The organism is Streptomyces atratus (assembly GCF_900119365.1).
Lineage (GTDB): Bacteria > Actinomycetota > Actinomycetes > Streptomycetales > Streptomycetaceae > Streptomyces > Streptomyces atratus_B.
The window spans coordinates 112,442-128,184 of record NZ_FPJO01000014.1; the positions used below are offsets into that span (position 1 = coordinate 112,442).

Sequence of the window (15,743 nt, forward strand, 5' to 3'; positions counted from 1 at the left end):
CGCATCCCCGGCTCCGCGCCGATCGGCTGTTCCGGCCTTTGCGGTCCGACGGCAGGGCAGCCTCGGCGACAGCTCGACCACCCTGGCGTCAGGGGGACTTCATACCCGGGTCGGCCGGTCGCCCGCCGAGGCCGGAACGGATCCCACACCGCACGCGCCTCGTCATCCCCCGTCGCGCAGCCGGTTCGCCAAGGAGGCCAGCGGCTCGGCCTCCTCGGTGTGGCCCAGGGCGGTCAGACGGGAGACCGCCGCGTCGAGGCGGTTGAGGGCGGGGGCGGGGCGTTCCATGTAGATGCCCTCCACGGCACCGGCGAGACGGACGCACTCGGCCCACTCACCGGCGTGGTCCTCCTCCTGCCCCGGATCGCCGAGCAGGGTGAGGGCCTTCTCCAGTGCGGCCAGGGCGGCATCGCACTCACCGGCGTAGGCATTGACCCGCCCGTGTTCGTAGGCCAGGGCGGTGTCCAGGGAACGGCCGCGGGCCCGGTACCCGTCGGCGCGGGCCTCGTCGGCGATCCGGCCGGCCTCGGCGAGGTGGGCGAGGGCGTCGGCCAGGCCGTCGGAGCCATGCTGCTGGGCCTGGAGGCGGGCGAGTTCGCGCAGGCAGTTGCTGAGCTGCTCATAGCGCGGAGCCCGTGCGTGGGCGGCAAGCGCCTGGTCCACGACCTCACGGGCGCGGCCGAACTCGCCGGACTCGCCGAGGAGTACGGCCGTCTCCGCGGCGATCATGGCGTGGCTCCCCGGGTCGTCGTCCCAGCCGGCCGACTCGGCCGCGAGGCTGACGAACTCCGCCGTGGCGGCCTTGAGGTCCTCCCCCGCGTGCAGCGCGCGGGCGCGGGTCAGCCGCAGCTGAGCGACGAGCCGGTCATCCAGCTCTCCGGCGGTGACGTCCGGTTCGGCCAGGAGGGAGTCGAGCAGGGCGATGCAGTCCTCGACGCGGCCCAGGTCGAGGCAGAGCTGGGCCGCGTTGCTGTAGGTGCAGAACGCGTCCGTCCGGCTGCCGCCGCGCAGGTCCAGCTCCGCCGAGCGCGTCAGGTGCCGCAGGGCCTCGTCGGGGCGGCCGAGGTGCATGCAGGCCTCGGCCAGGTCACCGTGGAGGCGGGCGGCGTCGACCACGCCGGCCGGCCAGTCGGCGGCCAGTCGCAGGCTCTCCGTCAGGTCCGCGTGCGCGGCCTGCGCGTCCTGGAGCCCGATCTGGAGCCGGCCGCGCAGTCCGAGCGCACGGGGCAGGTGCCAGGCGGGTCCGTGCTCCTTCAGCCGGCCGAGGAGGCCGTCGATCCCGGTGACCGCGGCGGGCAGGTCGCCGGAGAGGGCGTACGTGCCGGCCCGCAGCAGCAGGGCACCGGAGATCTGCCCGACGAGGTCGTGCCGGGTGGCGAACGCATGCAACAGGTCCACCTCGGCGAAGACCGGCGCGACGTGCTCCTCGCTCCCCGACGTCTGCAGGCGCATGCCGAGCGCGGTCGCCCGCAGCCGCAGCAGGCGGGCTTCCTGGTACGGGGCGAGGCCCGACGTCTCCTCGTGCAGGCGGACCACGGACGCGTGGGCATCGGTCAGCGCGGCAACCTTCACCTCGGTCCCGTCCACACCTTCGCCCTGTGCGAGGATCTCGGCGGCGGCGAACAGGGCGCAGGCGCGGGCGATCGCCGCGTCACCCGGCACTCCGGCGTCTTCGTACAGCCCCGCGGCCTCCTCGTGGAGAGCGGCGGCGGTAGCGAAATCGTCCTTCTCGCCTGCCCGGGTCGCCTCGTCGGTCAGCAGATCCGCGCTCAGCTGTACGAGCGGGCCCACGGCCGGGTCGTCGGGGTGGGCGTAGTCGCGGGCGGCGACGAGCGTGCGCAGCCGCGCCCAGCAGGCCTGGGCGTCCGGGTGCCCCTGCTCGTCCAACTCCCTCGCACGACCGATGAGTTCGGGCAGCGACTCCGGGACGACTGCGGCCGTACGGGCGGCGGGCGCGGCAACCGGGACGGCCGGGGTCACATCGTCGAGGCCGCGGGTGCGCAGGGTCAGTTCCAGCGACTCCAGGAGCGGGGCCCGGTCGAGCCGTGCCCTGCGCCGGCCGGTGTGGGCCGTGGTTCCGTTGCGGGCGTCGAAGCGGGCGGCGAGGTCGTCGGCGCGACCGCGTACCTCGGCGCGGAGTGCCGCCACCGTCCAGGTGCGGCCCGCGTATCCGGCGGCGGGCAGTTCGCCGTGGCCGAGGTGGTCGACGCGCTGGAGGAGGACCTCCACGCCGGTGAGGAAGTCGAACAGGTCCAGCGGCGAGTCCACCTCGTCGAACAGGCTCCGGTTCTCGGCGAGCAGTTCCAGCCCGCGCGCCTCGTTTCCGGTCAGCGCGCAGAACTCCAGGTGCCGGCCGACCTCCCGGGACATCGAGGGGTTGCGGCGGCAGCCCCGGTAGCCGGCGAGGTGCAGTTCACGGGCCCGGTCGATACGGCCGGTGCGCAGCAGGGGCAGCAGCGCGTACGAGGCGGAGCGGGCCGGCTCCTCCTGGCAGGACTCCTTCCCGGCCAGGACGGGCTCCCAGGCGCCCAGTGCCCGCTCGTCGTCGCCCGCCGCGAGGTGGTGCAGGGCGAGCTCGCCGATCTCACAGGCCTCGCAGTCGCTGAGCCGGGTCCGGGGACGTCCCGCCCACAGCTCGTAGGCGAGGGTGGTGTCCTCGCCGACGTGGACGGCGAGCTGGAACGCCTCTCCGTAGTAGGGCTGGAGGCCCAGGCCGGCCTTCTCGTACCGGTCGCGCATCTCCTTCAGCCACTGGCGCAGGCTGGCCAGCGGTATCTCGGGCAGCTCGCGCAGGGCGCCGGCCACCCACTTGAACCGCCAGAACAGCGTGTGGCGCCGACGCTCGTCGAAGACATCGGGCTGCTCGTCGAAGAGGGTGAGCAGGCGGGCGAAGACGACGGGCGACTTCCGGGGTTCGGATCCGTAGGTGTACGCCTCGTGGAGTTCGAAGAGCGCGTCGACGAGCGGGACGGGCTCCGCGAACTGCTCGGCGGCATCCACGAGTTCCTCGGCCGTGACGGTGCGGGGGCGACCGTAGGGACGCCGGTCGTTCTCCTGGAGCGCCTGGTACAGCTCGTCGGTGGTCTGGGGTGCGGTCGGCATCGTCAGCTGTCCTTGCGGAGGGCGTGGGCGAGAAGGTCGAGGAAGGAGCGGTTGATGAGGCTCGACTCGGCGGGCCTGAGCGGGCGCCGGGACAGCATCGCGGCCTGCCCGTAGAGGGCTTCGGCGCTGGTACGGGCCAGCTCGGGCTCGTCGATGGCGACGGCGGCGCGGACCAGCGGGTTGAGCTGGTTGAGGATCAGTTGGGCCCGCGGGGCCTCCTGGCGCAGAGCGCCGAGGATGTCGCCCCACAGGCCGCCCTCCTGCTCACGGGCGAGCTGGGAGCGGGTGCGCTCGTGCCGGGCCTCGCGGCTGTCGACGAGGAGGGCGGGGGCGGAGGCGGGCTGGAAGGTGCGCAGCGCGACGTCGCAGTCGAAGACGGCGAGGGCGTCGCGGGCCAGGGCCAGGTAGGCCATGGCGGCCAGTTCCGTCTCGCGGTCGACGGGGTCGAGATGGGCGGTGAGGGTCGCCGGGTCGAGGTCGGCGACGCTGACCTCGGGCCTGATCTCGGGGAGCCGGTGGACCAGTTCACGGTCGTATGTGTAGCCGCCGTTGACGACGCCGAGCCCGGCGGCCGAGGCTATCGCCGCGACCTGCCGGAACTCCTCCACGCTCGACGTCACGAGCACGGTGCGGTGGGTGCGCGCGAACTCGTCGAGGGTGGCGTGCCCGTCGGTGGTCTCGAACGGCAGCCAGGGCAGCAGCATCCGCAGGATCTCGTCATCGTGCACCGCCAGCGACTTGACGGCCAGGTGGTGGGCCTGGAGGAAGCGGCCGAGCAGGTCCGGGTCGCTGGCGGCGGCCCGGGCGATCCACGCGCGCAGCCGCTCGGCGAGGGCCTCGCGAACGGCGGCGAGCGTGTCGTCCTCGTACAGGGACTCGCGGGACGCCGTCGGACGCAGGCTCTCGGCATCGACGACGCAGCGGACGAAGAACGCCCACTCGGGCAGGATCTCCTCGGCCTGCTCGGACAGCAGCATGCCCTTGACGTGCACGCGATGGCCGTGGCGGCGGCCGGCCGGCACCGCCTCGGGCAGCACGCACGCGATGCCCTTCAGCCCTACGGCCGGCAGGTCCAGCTCGATGGTGTCCAGCGGCGTGAACCCGAAGACCTCCTCGCCGTACGCGGCCAGCGCACGGGAACGGGCTCCCGGGGTGGGGTGCGTACGTGCCCAGGGTGCGGGCTCCGGGTTGACGGATGCGCCCGCTCCACCCGTGCCGTCGTCGAAGGTCACCGGGTGGCGCAGCAGGGAGCCGAAGTGCCGGGCCAGCGCGTGCACCCGCGCCGGCCGGGTCCACTCGTCCGCGTCGGCGCGCGGCGTCAGCGTGACGGTGGTACCGGGCCGGGGGCGGGCGGATGCGGGCAGGGTGCGGACGGTGTAGCTGCCGTCGCCGCGCCCCCGCCACTCCACGGCGCGTGCGTCGGGGGTGCGGGCGGAGCGGCTCAGGACATGGATCTCGTCCGCGACCAGGAAGCAGGAGAGCAGGCCGATTCCGAACTGGCCGATGAAGTCGCCGCGTTGCTCGGCAATCCCTTCGGCGCGCTTGCTGCTGCGGCCGATCGTGGCGAGGAAGGTGTGCACGTCGGCCTCGGTGAGACCGACGCCGTCGTCCTCGACTCGTACCACCGATCCGTCGGCGTACAGGCGGATGCCGAAGGCGTCGGCAGGGGCGTCCGGTTCGAGGCCGTGCCGGGCGGTCAGCGCGTCCACCGCGTTCTGCAGGAGTTCGCGCAGGTAGACGCGGGGGCTGGAGTAGAGGTGGTGGGAGAGGAGATCGACGAGGCCACGCAGATCCACCTGGAAGGTGCGATCGGCGCCGGCCGGGGTCGCGGCGGTGTCGGGCAGATTCATCGGGCAGTCCGAAGGGGGAGAGGCGGCGGGTGGCGGGAGGGACCGGGTCCGGCGTGTGCTCAGACGCGGCGGTGGTGACGGGCGAACTGCTTCTCGGGGTCCGCGAAATAGGCCCAGGGCCAGCGGGTGCAGGCGCCGTCGAGCGCCTGGAAGACGCGCCGGACCGTGTGGCGCTCACCGGCCAGCGACAAGGCCATGGCGAACATGTTGAAGTCCTGCTGCCAGCCCGGTCGCCGCACATGGGAGGGGTGGAGGATGCTGTGATCGGCCGCGTTCCGCAACTCGGCCTGGATCTCGGGAGTCACGAGGCAGTCCGCACGCTCCGACTCGACCCATTCCTCGATGTGCGCCATGGCGATCACACAGCCGATCCGGTGCCCCTGCGGGGCACGGGCGAACGCGTCGCGGGCGAACGCCAGGGCCTGGCCCGGCTCGCCGCCCCAACGGGGCTGCAACTGCGACAGCCATTCGACGTGGGTCTCCTGGTCCAGCGGTTCGCGGCGCAGGGCGGCGTCGAGCCGGGTCCCGTTGACAGCGGACCCCAGCGACATGCCACGGCCGGAGGTGAGGAGTTGACGCCACGGCGTGACCCACTCCGGCCGCAGCTCGGCGGCCTCCAGCAACTGCTCCTCGGCGATCCGGAGCCGCTCGTGGAAGACCCGCCACTGCTCCTGCGTGACGTTCGCGGCACGCTCGGCGGTGCGCGCCTCCCAGCCCCAGCTGATGTAGCGCGTCCCGGATATCAGCAGGGCCGTCGCCCGGTGCTCCTCGTCCTCCTCGACGGCGCGGCCGATCCAGTCCTGCAATCCGTCCAAGTCGGCCAGCTCACCCAGAACTTGATGGTCACGACCGAGGTCGAACGGGGCCAGCGCCGCCTTGACCGCCTCCCAGTCACCCGCGTCGGCCGCCTCCACCAGCGCGAGCACCCGCTGGTCCCCGAGCGCGCGCAGCGTGTACATCCCGTTCTTCCGTCTGCGCGGGACGGGAAGGGCGTACGGATCCGCCGCCGGCCCCTCCCCACTCCTGCCGAACAGCTTGCCGAACATCCGAGCCCTCCCCTGGTCCCGCGCGATCGTCCGGTGCAGCATAAGGGGCCTCACCGACATCGCTTCCACGGAGTATTCACGGACGCTTCACAATCCCGAGCCGAAGGTCATCCATGACAAAAAACCCCAGGTCAAAATCTTGACCTGGGGTTTTCTACGGAGCCGCCTTCGGGATTCGAACCCGAGACCTACGCATTACGAGTGCGTTGCTCTGGCCAACTGAGCTAAGGCGGCACGCCCTGTCGCACCATGGTGCGATCAGCAGCGTCGCCAAGTCTACACAGTTTCCGAGGGTGCTCCGCACCAGCCTCGTTCTGGGCCGTTTTCGCAGGTCAGTGGTGCGGCAGGGTGGTCAGGAGCACTTCTTGCCCTTGGTCGGCGGGGTGCCTTCCAGGAGGTAGGTGTTGATCGCCGTGTCGATGCAGTCGCTGCCGCGGCCGTACGCCGTGTGGCCGTCGCCCTGGTAGGTGAGGAGGGTGCCGGAGTCGAGCTGGCCGGCCAGGGACTGGGCCCACTTGTACGGGGTGGCCGGGTCGCGGGTCGTGCCGACGACGACGATCGGGGAGGCGCCCTTCGCCTCGATGCGGTGGGGGGTGCCCGTGGGCGGGACCGGCCAGTCGGCGCAGTTCAGGGCGGCCCAGGCGAAGGCCTCGCCGAAGACCGGGGACGCCTTCTCGAAGCCGGGTACGGCCCGGGTGACGGCCTTGGTGCCGGCGAAGGCGGGCGGCAGGTCCAGGCAGTTCACGGCGGCGTTGGCGAACATGAGATTGGCGTACGTGCCGTTCGGCCGGCGTTCGTAGTAGCTGTCCGACAGGGCGAGCAGGCCGGAGCCGTCGCCGCCCTGGGCGGCGGAGAGCGCCTCGCGGAGCTGGGGCCAGGCCGATTCGTCGTACATGGCGGCGATGACCCCCGTGGTGCCCAGGGACTCGGTGAGCCTGCGGGAGTCGCCGGTGGCGATCGGGCGGGCGTCCAGGTCGGCGAAGAACCGCTTCATACGGGTGGCGGCATCGGCGGTCGAGGCCGTGCCGAGCGGGCAGTCCTTCTTCTCCACGCAGTCGGCGGCGAAGGCCTGGAACGCGGTCTCGAAGCCCGCGGTCTGCTCACGGTTGAGCTCGACGGCGTCGAGCGACGGGTCCATCGCGCCGTCGAGGACCAGCCGGCCGACCCGGGCGGGGAAGAGCTCGGCGTACGTCGCGCCGAGGAAGGTGCCGTACGACGCACCGACGTAGTGCAGCTTCTCGTCGCCGAGCAGGGCTCGCAGCATGTCCATGTCGCGGGCGGTCTCGACGGTGGAGACATGGGGAAGGACCTCGCCGGAGCGCTCCTCGCAGCCGCCCGCGAACTGCTTGAACGAGTTGTTCAGCGTGGTGACCTCGCGGGCGTCGTCCGGAGTCTGGTCGACCTGGGTGTAGGCGTCCATCTGCGGGCCGGTGAGGCATACGACGGGCTCGCTGCGGGCCACTCCGCGCGGATCGACGGCGACCATGTCGTACCGGGCCCGGACCTGGGCCGGGTAGCCGACGGCCGCGTAGCTCTGGAGATATTCGACGGCGGAGCCGCCGGGGCCGCCCGGGTTCACCAGGAGGGAGCCGATCCGCTTGCCCGGGCCGGTGGCCTTCTTGCGGGCGACGGCCAGCTTGATGTCGCCACCGTCCGGCTTCTTGTAGTCCAGCGGCGCGATCATCGTGGTGCACTGGAATCCCTCGACGCCGCAGCCCCGCCACTTCAGTTGCTGCGCGTAGTACGACTTGAGCCCTGTGGGGACGGACGGCGCGGGCGAAGTGGCCGATGCGGACGGCGGGGCGCTTGTCGAACTGCCGCTGGAACAGCCGGAGATGAGAAGGCCGGCAGTGCCGAGCGCGGTGGCGAGAATGCGGAGCGAGCGCCTGGAGTCCATTCCCGGAGCGTAGTGGCCGCAGGGCGGTTCACCCGATTCGCTCCCCGTACGGGTGAATGGACGCTCATGAATGAGCGATCGTGAGCGGGCCGGGTGCGGATGGGCGGCCACGAACGGGCCGTATCAGCCGGCGCGCAGTGCCATCGTCATCGCCTCCACCGCGAGCAGCGGCGCCACATTGCGGTCCAGCGCCCGGCGGCAGGCGCTCACCGCCTCTATCCGGCGCAGAGTGCGCTCGGGCGTGGAGGAGCGGGCGACGCGGTCGAGGGCGTCCTGGGCGTCCCCGTTGGCGATGGCGATCCGCGAGCCGAGCTGGATGGCCAGTACGTCGCGGTAGAAGCCGGTCAGGTCGGTGAGCGCGAGATCGAGGCTGTCGCGCTGCGTACGCGTCTTGCGGCGCTTCTGTCTGTCCTCCAGCTCCTTCATCACCCCTGCGGTACCGCGCGGCAGCCGTCCCCCGGCGGCGGCGCCGAGCGCGGCCTTCATCTCCTCGGTCTCCTTGGCGTCGACCTCCTCGGAGACCTGCTTGGCGTCATCGGTGGCGGTGTCGATCAGCTCCTGGGCGGCCTTGAGGCAGCCCCCGATGTCCTCGACCCGCAACGGGAGCTTGAGCACGGCGGCGCGGCGCGAGCGGGCCCGCTCGTCGGTCGCGAGGCGGCGGGCCCTGCCGATGTGGCCCTGGGTGGCCCGGGCGGCGGACGCGGCCCGCTCCGGATCGATGCCGTCACGCCTGATCAGGACGTCGGCGACCGCGTCGACCGGGGGCGTGCGCAGTGTGAGGTGGCGGCAGCGGGAGCGGATGGTGGGCAGCACGTCTTCCAGAGAGGGCGCGCAGAGCAGCCACACCGTGCGGGGCGCGGGCTCCTCGACCGCCTTCAGCAGCACGTTCCCCGCGCCTTCGGTGAGCCGGTCGGCGTCCTCCAGGACGATGGCCTGCCAGCGCCCGCCGGCCGGGGAGAGCTGGGCGCGGCGGACCAGATCGCGGGTCTCCTTCACACCGATGGAGAGCAGGTCGGTCCGGACCACCTCGACATCGGCGTGCGTGCCGATGAGGCTGGTGTGGCAGCCGTCGCAGAAGCCGCAGCCGGGTGCGCCGCCCAGGGCCCGGTCGGGGCTGGTGCACTGCAGAGCGGCGGCGAAGGCACGCGCGGCGGTCGAACGGCCGGAGCCCGGCGGCCCCGTGAACAGCCAGGCATGGGTCATCCTCGACCCCGGCGGGACCGGCTCCCCCGCGGAGTGGGCGGTGACCAGCGCATCGGCGTCCCGGGCGGCGGCGCCGAGCTGCTCCTGCACCCGGTCCTGGCCGACCAGGTCGTCCCATACGGTCATGAGTCACCGCCCTTCCGGTGGTGTGCGCGCCGTGCGGCCCGTCGTGCGATGCCACCGCGCAGTTCCGATGTCGCTGGTCGCGGCGCTGATGCCGCCGCTTGTCGGTCCGGCTTCCCCGATCCGACTCCCATTGTGGGGGACGGGTCTGACAATCCCGGCACACGGCGGTCCGGCTGCCGGGCCGGGCAGGGCCGAGACCGCCCGCCCGACAGCCGTCACGGATCAGCGGCGCGGGCGGCGTCCCCGGCCCGAGCGGCCCGGGTCCCCGTCGTCGTGCTGGTCACGGTGATCGCCCAGCAGATCGTCCGCCAGCGTCGGCAGATCGTCCAGCGGGGTCTCCTCGGCCCAGTCGGGACGAGGACGGCGGGCGAGGCGCTCCTGGCGTTCCCTGCCCTCCCAGTGGTCCTGGACCGGCTGCGGGGTGCCCGCGTGCGGATCGCCGATCTGCGGAAGCTCGCGGGTGCGCTCGTTCTCGCTCTCCGGTACGGAGCCCGCCGGGCGCTCGTCGCGGAAGATGCCCCGCGGGATCCGGTCCGCCGGATCCGCGTCCCGTACCGGAGGAAGAACCGCCGTCTCGTCCGCCGCACCGGGCCGCTTTGGCCGGTCCTGGATCTTGGGGATCATCGCCGTCTCGGCCTCGTCGGAGGGCGTGGCCGAGCTGTCCGGCGCGGGCACCTGCTGCGTCACGTCGTTCGGGTCGACGATCGGCGTGGGCACCGTGATCTCGTTGTCCGGCACGGACGCCGCTGCGGCGGCCTCCGCCCGGGCCTTCTCCGCCGCGGCGGCGGCCTCGGCCTCGGCCCGCCTGCGCGCCTCCTCGGCCCGCAACAGCGCTTCCTCGGCCTTGCGCTGCTTCTCCAGCCGCAGGGCCTCGGCCTCCTTGCGCAGCCGCGCCTCCTCCTCGGCCTGCCTGCGGAGCCTGGCCTGCTCGGCCTCGCGGGCCGCTTCCTCGGCCTCTCGCCGGACCCGCTCCTCCTCGGCCACCCGGCGGGCTTCCTCGGCCCGCTGCCGGGCCTCCTCCGCCTGGCGTTCGGCCTCGCGCCGGCGGGCCTCCTCCAGCTCGCGGGCCTTGCGCTCCTCCTCCTCGGCACGGAGCTTGGCGAGCTGTTCCTGCCGCTCGCGCTCCAGCCGCTCCTCCTCGGCCTTGCGGGCCGCCTCTTCCTCGGCCTTGCGCCTGGCCTCCTCCTCGGCCGCCTTGCGCGCCTCCTCCTGGGCCTTGATCTCGGCCTCGGAGAGCGGCAGGAGCTGGTCGAGCCGGTGACGTACGACCGTGGTGATCGCCTCCGGTTCCTGGCCCGCGTCCACGACCAGGTAGCGGGTCGGGTCGGCCGCGGCCAGGGTCAGGAAGCCGGACCGCACCCGGGCGTGGAACTCCGGCGGCTCGGACTCCAGCCGGTCGGGCGCCTCGGTGAACCGTTCCCGTGCGGTCTTGGGATCGACGTCCAGCAGCACCGTCAGATGCGGTACGAGCCCGCTCGTCGCCCAGCGCGAGATCCGGGCGATCTCGGTCGGGGAGAGGTCGCGGCCCGCGCCCTGGTAGGCGACGGACGAGTCGATGTAGCGGTCGGAGATGACGATCGCACCGCGCTCCAGCGCCGGGCGGACGACCGAGTCGACGTGCTCGGCGCGGTCGGCGGCGTACAGCAGCGCCTCGGCCCGGTTGGACAGCCCGGCCGACGAGACGTCGAGCAGGATCGAGCGCAGCCGCTTGCCGACCGGCGTCGCGCCCGGCTCGCGGGTGACGACGACCTCGTGGCCCTTGGCGCGGATCCACTCGGCGAGCGCCTCGACCTGGGTGGACTTGCCCGCGCCGTCGCCGCCCTCCAGGGCGATGAAGAATCCGGTCGCGGCGGGGGCGACGGCCGGGTCGCCGCCGCGCAGCGCCTCGCGCAGATCGCGGCGCAGCGGCACTCCCGAGCGGTCGTCCGTCTTGGCGAGGACGATCACGGCGACCGGCAGCAGCAGCGCGCCGATCAGCATCAGGGCGAACGCCGCTCCGCCGTGCTCGAAGACGAAGTCGCCCGAGACCAGCCGGTGGGTGCCGATCGCGGCGGCCAGCAGCGGGCCCGCGAGCGCGCCGAGCGCGACGAGGACCCGTACGACGGCCTGGAGGTGCTCGGTGGTCCTGGCCCGGCGGGACTCCTCGGTCTCCTGGTCGACCAGGACATGACCGGTGTGGGCGGCGACGCCCGCCGCGTATCCGGCGAGCACCGCGATCATCAGCACGGTCGCCGTGTCCGGCACCAGGCCCATGGCGAGCAGCGCGATACCGGTGACGGCGGTGGCCAGAGCGAGCAGCCGGCGCCGCGACAGGGCGGGCAGCACCTTCCCCGCGGTCCGGATGCCGACTCCCGTGGCACCGGTCAGGGCGAGGATCAGCAGCGCGAGGGTGACGGGTCCGCCGCCCAGGTCGGCGGCGTGCAGCACCGAGACCGCGGCAGCGGCGGCGATGGCCCCGGCGACCGCGGCCGACGCGCCAATGATCAGCGGGACGGCTCCGGTGCGGCCCCGGTCGGGTCCGCCGCCGGTCGACGGCCGCCGCAGGCCCTCCAGCGGCGAGCGCGGGCGGGGGGTCTGCGTACCGGGCAGTTCCAGGAAGTACAGGGTGGAGATCGACGCCGAGAACAGCCCGGCCGCGACGTACGAGCCGAGGGCCGCCTGGTGGATCGAGAACCACTCGAGGCCCGAGCCCAGCAGGTTGCCGACGAGGGTGGCGATCAGCAGGACGGCCGCCGCGACCGGGATCGCGGCGAAGTCGGTACGGATGGAGAGCCGGCGCAGTGCGTCGAGGTGGTCGGGCAGCGGGCGTACCGCGGCGCCCTCGGGGGGCGGGGCGGGCAGCAGCGCGGGAGCGGCGCCGTCCTTGGCGACCGTCCACAGCCGCTCGGCCGCGCCGACGACGAAGACGGTGATGAGGATCATCATGAGTGCCTTGTCGGGCATCCAGTCGATCCACAGCGGTGCGACGACCAGCAGCGCGAGCCGCAGACCGTCCGTCCCGATCATCAGCCACCGCCGGTCCAGCGGTCCTCCGGGCGCGGTGAGCGTCGTCAGCGGCCCCAGGAGTACGGCTCCGAAGAGCAGGGTGGCAAGGATCCGGGCACCGAACACCGCGGCGACGGCAAAGGCCGCACCTCGGTACCCGGCTCCGAATGAGCCCCCCAGGACCGCCGCTTGCAGCGACATCAGCACCAGCACGAGAAGGGCGAGTGCGTCGCCGGTACTGCCGACGAGCTGCGCGCTCCACAACCGCTTCAGCGGGGGAACACGCAACAGGGCTCGTACGGCGCGCTCGCGTGAGTCTGCGGCAAGTGTGTCGGAGGTGGGGCTCACGACCGTTGGCTGCTCGGCTCGCGTCATCCGCCCAGCCTATCCGGAGCGGCGGGGTCCCCGGAGGCCCCGTCCGAACATTTGGGCGCCCGAGCCGTCCCGGCACTTACGGCCCACCCCCCGGAGCCCGCGCGAACGCCGGAGGGGGCCGGATCACCCGGCCCCCTCCGGCGTACTCGACGCGTACCGCTCAGTACTGCGCCCGGTCCTCCGCTCAGTCCTCGACGGACGACGACGCCGTAGCCGCCTTCTTCGCCGCGGTTGCCTTCTTGGCGGTCGTCTTCTTCGCGGCCGTCGTCTTCTTCGCCGCGGTCTTCTTGGCCCCCGCCGTGGTCTTCTTGGCAGCGGTCTTCTTCGCGGCCGTCGACGACTTCTTGGCCGGGGCCTTCTTCGCCGTCTTCTTCTTGGCGGGCCCCTTGGCACGCTTCTCGGCGAGCAGCTCGTAGCCGCGCTCCGGCGTGATGTCCTCGACGCTGTCGCCGGTGCGCAGCGTCGCGTTGGTCTCGCCGTCGGTGACGTACGCGCCGAAGCGGCCGTCCTTGACCACGACCGGAGCCCCGCTCACCGGGTCCGTGCCCAGTTCCTTCAGCGGCGGCTTGGCAGCGGCCCGGCCGCGCTGCTTGGGCTGGGCGTAGATCGCGAGGGCCTCTTCGAGGGTGATGTCGAACAGCTGGTCCTCGGAGGTGAGCGACCGCGAGTCCGTGCCCTTCTTCAGGTACGGGCCGTAGCGGCCGTTCTGCGCGGTGATCTCGACACCCTCGGCGTCCTCGCCGACGACGCGCGGCAGCGACATCAGCCTGAGCGCGTCGGCCAGCGTCACCGTGTCCAGGGACATGGTCTTGAAGAGCGAGGCGGTCCGCGGCTTCACCGCGTTCTTGCCGGTCTTCGGGGTGCCCTCGGGCAGCACCTCGGTGACGTACGGCCCGTAACGCCCGTCCCTGGCGATGATCTGGTGGCCGGTGACCGGGTCCGCGCCGAGCTCGAAGTCGCCGCTCGGCTTGGCCAGCAGCTCCTCCGCGTACTCCACGGACAGCTCGTCGGGCGCCAGGTCCTCCGGCACGTCCGCGCGCTGGTGGCCCTCGGCGTCCTTCTCACCGCGCTCGATGTACGGGCCGTAGCGGCCGACGCGGAGCTTGATGTCGTTGCCGACGGGGAAGGAGGAGATCTCCCGTGCGTCGATCGCACCGAGATCGGTGACCAGATCCTTCAGACCGCCGAGGTGGTCGCCGTCGCCGTTGCCCGCGTCGGAGGCCGCGCCCGCGCCCGCCGTGTCGTCGTCGCCCGCGCCGAAGTAGAAGCGCTTGAGCCACGGCACGGACTGGGCCTCACCGCGCGCGATGCGGTCGAGGTCGTCCTCCATCTTCGCGGTGAAGTCGTAGTCGACGAGCCGGCCGAAGTGCTTCTCCAGCAGGTTGACCACGGCGAAGGAGAGGAACGACGGAACGAGCGCCGTGCCCTTCTTGAAGACGTAGCCGCGGTCCAGGATCGTGCCGATGATCGACGCGTACGTCGACGGGCGGCCGATCTCGCGCTCTTCGAGCTCCTTGACCAGCGAGGCCTCGGTGTAGCGGGCCGGCGGCTTGGTGGCGTGTCCGTCGGCCGAGATCTCCTCGGCCGACAGCGCGTCGCCCTCGGCGACCTGCGGCAGGCGCCGCTCGCGGTCGTCGAGCTCGGCGTTCGGGTCGTCGGCGCCCTCGACGTACGCCTTCATGAAGCCGTGGAAGGTGATCGTCTTGCCGGACGCGGAGAACTCGGCGTCCCGGCCGTCACTCGCCCGGCCACCGATCTTGACGGTGACGGAGTTGCCGACCGCGTCCTTCATCTGGGAGGCGACGGTCCGCTTCCAGATCAGCTCGTACAGCCGGAACTGGTCGCCGCTCAGGCCGGTCTCGGCGGGCGTGCGGAAGCGGTCGCCGGAGGGGCGGATCGCCTCGTGCGCCTCCTGCGCGTTCTTGACCTTCCCGGCGTACGTGCGCGGCTTCTCCGGCAGGTAGTCGGCGCCGTAGAGCTGGGTGACCTGCGCCCGGGCCGCGGCGACCGCGGTGTCCGAGAGGGTCGTGGAGTCGGTACGCATGTAGGTGATGAAGCCGTTCTCGTACAGCTTCTGCGCGACCTGCATGGTGGCCTTGGCCCCGAAGCCCAGCTTCCGGCTCGCCTCCTGCTGGAGGGTCGTCGTACGGAACGGGGCGTACGGGGAGCGGCGGTACGGCTTCGACTCGACGGACCGTACGGCGAACGTGGCGTCGGCGAGCGCGGCGGCCAGGGCGCGGGCGTTCGTCTCGTCCAGGTGCAGCACCTGGCCGGAGCCGGGCTTCAGCTGCCCGTCCGGGCCGAAGTCGCGGCCCTGGGCGATGCGGCGGCCGTCGACCGTGCTCAGGCGGGCGGCAAGGCTCGACGGGTCGGAGGCGCCCCCGGGGCGGCCGGTGGCGAAGGTGCCGGTGAGGTCCCAGTACTCGGCGGAACGGAAGGCGATGCGCTCGCGCTCCCGCTCGACGACGAGCCGGGTCGCCACGGACTGGACACGGCCGGCCGACAGCCGCGGCATGACCTTCTTCCACAGGACCGGCGAGACCTCGTAGCCGTAGAGGCGGTCGAGGATGCGGCGGGTCTCCTGGGCGTCGACCATGCGCTGGTTGAGCTCGCGCGGGTTGGCGACGGCGGCCCGGATCGCGTCCTTGGTGATCTCGTGGAACACCATCCGGTGGACCGGGACCTTGGGCTTCAGGACTTCCTGCAGGTGCCACGCGATGGCTTCGCCCTCGCGGTCCTCATCGGTGGCGAGGAAGAGTTCGTCGGACTCGGCCAGCAGCTGCTTGAGCTTCCTGACCTGCGCTTTCTTGTCCGCGTTGACGACATATACGGGCTGGAAGTCATGCTCGACGTCGACGCCGAGCCGACGGACCTCGCCGGTGTACTCGTCCGGAACCTCTGCGGCGCCGTTCGGCAGGTCGCGGATGTGCCCGACGCTCGCCTCGACGACGTATCCGGGGCCGAGGTAGCCCTTGATCGTCTTCGCCTTGGCAGGCGACTCGACGATGACGAGTCGGCGGCCGCCCTGTGCGGTCTCGCTGGTCGGGGACAACTTCGCTCTTCTCTCCGGTCGACGCTCGGTGGGCATCCGGGCAGCGCGATGACGCTGCCGACGGTGCTGTCGCTGCGGAGTGTGACGGTACAACCCGCCCCCGTGTC

The 15,743-nt window shown here is 72.5% G+C and carries 7 protein-coding genes and 1 tRNA gene; all 8 read right to left on the reverse strand.

The genetic code is table 11. The features are described from left to right. Positions 1–162: 162 nt before the first annotated feature. The 8 genes from BT364_RS22990 to topA all read right to left on the reverse strand — a co-directional run bounded on the left by BT364_RS22990 (position 163) and on the right by topA (position 15,636). Entirely contained in the window at positions 163–3,102 is a 2,940-nt protein-coding gene (locus BT364_RS22990; RefSeq protein ID WP_072487123.1) for a tetratricopeptide repeat protein, read from the reverse strand. A 2-nt stretch (positions 3,103–3,104) separates the two neighbouring features. Further along, positions 3,105–4,952: an HSP90 family protein gene (locus BT364_RS22995; protein WP_072487124.1), complete on the reverse strand. Its 1,848-nt coding sequence runs from the start codon at positions 4,950–4,952 to the stop codon at positions 3,105–3,107. 59 nt (positions 4,953–5,011) lie between these two features. Further along, the gene (locus BT364_RS23000) at positions 5,012–5,998 is read right to left on the reverse strand and encodes a hypothetical protein (protein ID WP_072487125.1); all 987 of its coding nucleotides are present in this window, start codon (positions 5,996–5,998) and stop codon (positions 5,012–5,014) included. A gap of 160 nt (positions 5,999–6,158) precedes the next feature. Further along, positions 6,159–6,232: transfer RNA gene (locus BT364_RS23005), tRNA-Thr, on the reverse strand. Positions 6,233–6,350: 118 nt separating this feature from the next. Next, a complete protein-coding gene (locus BT364_RS23010; RefSeq protein WP_072487126.1) occupies positions 6,351–7,895 on the reverse strand; it encodes an alpha/beta hydrolase in 1,545 nt (514 codons plus the stop codon). A 123-nt stretch (positions 7,896–8,018) separates the two neighbouring features. Then, positions 8,019–9,224: a DNA polymerase III subunit delta' gene (locus BT364_RS23015; RefSeq protein WP_072487127.1), complete on the reverse strand. Its 1,206-nt coding sequence runs from the start codon at positions 9,222–9,224 to the stop codon at positions 8,019–8,021. A 222-nt stretch (positions 9,225–9,446) separates the two neighbouring features. Then, positions 9,447–12,584, reverse strand: a complete 3,138-nt coding sequence (tmk, locus tag BT364_RS23020) for a dTMP kinase (protein WP_177328203.1) — start codon at positions 12,582–12,584, stop codon at positions 9,447–9,449. A gap of 184 nt (positions 12,585–12,768) precedes the next feature. Beyond that, positions 12,769–15,636, reverse strand: a complete 2,868-nt coding sequence (gene topA / locus BT364_RS23025; protein WP_072487129.1) for a type I DNA topoisomerase — start codon at positions 15,634–15,636, stop codon at positions 12,769–12,771. Positions 15,637–15,743 lie beyond the last annotated feature (107 nt).

Bases quoted from the DNA above. Each gene is read 5' to 3' on its own strand.
- BT364_RS23000 (WP_072487125.1), bottom strand. From the start codon at position 5,998: ATGTTCGGCAAGCTGTTCGGCAGGAGTGGGGAGGGGCCGGCGGCGGAT.
- BT364_RS22995 (WP_072487124.1), bottom strand. From the start codon at position 4,952: ATGAATCTGCCCGACACCGCCGCGACCCCGGCCGGCGCCGATCGCACC.
- BT364_RS23010 (WP_072487126.1), bottom strand. From the start codon at position 7,895: ATGGACTCCAGGCGCTCGCTCCGCATTCTCGCCACCGCGCTCGGCACT.
- tmk (WP_177328203.1), bottom strand. From the start codon at position 12,584: ATGACGCGAGCCGAGCAGCCAACGGTCGTGAGCCCCACCTCCGACACA.
- BT364_RS22990 (WP_072487123.1), bottom strand. From the start codon at position 3,102: ATGCCGACCGCACCCCAGACCACCGACGAGCTGTACCAGGCGCTCCAG.
- BT364_RS23015 (WP_072487127.1), bottom strand. From the start codon at position 9,224: ATGACCGTATGGGACGACCTGGTCGGCCAGGACCGGGTGCAGGAGCAG.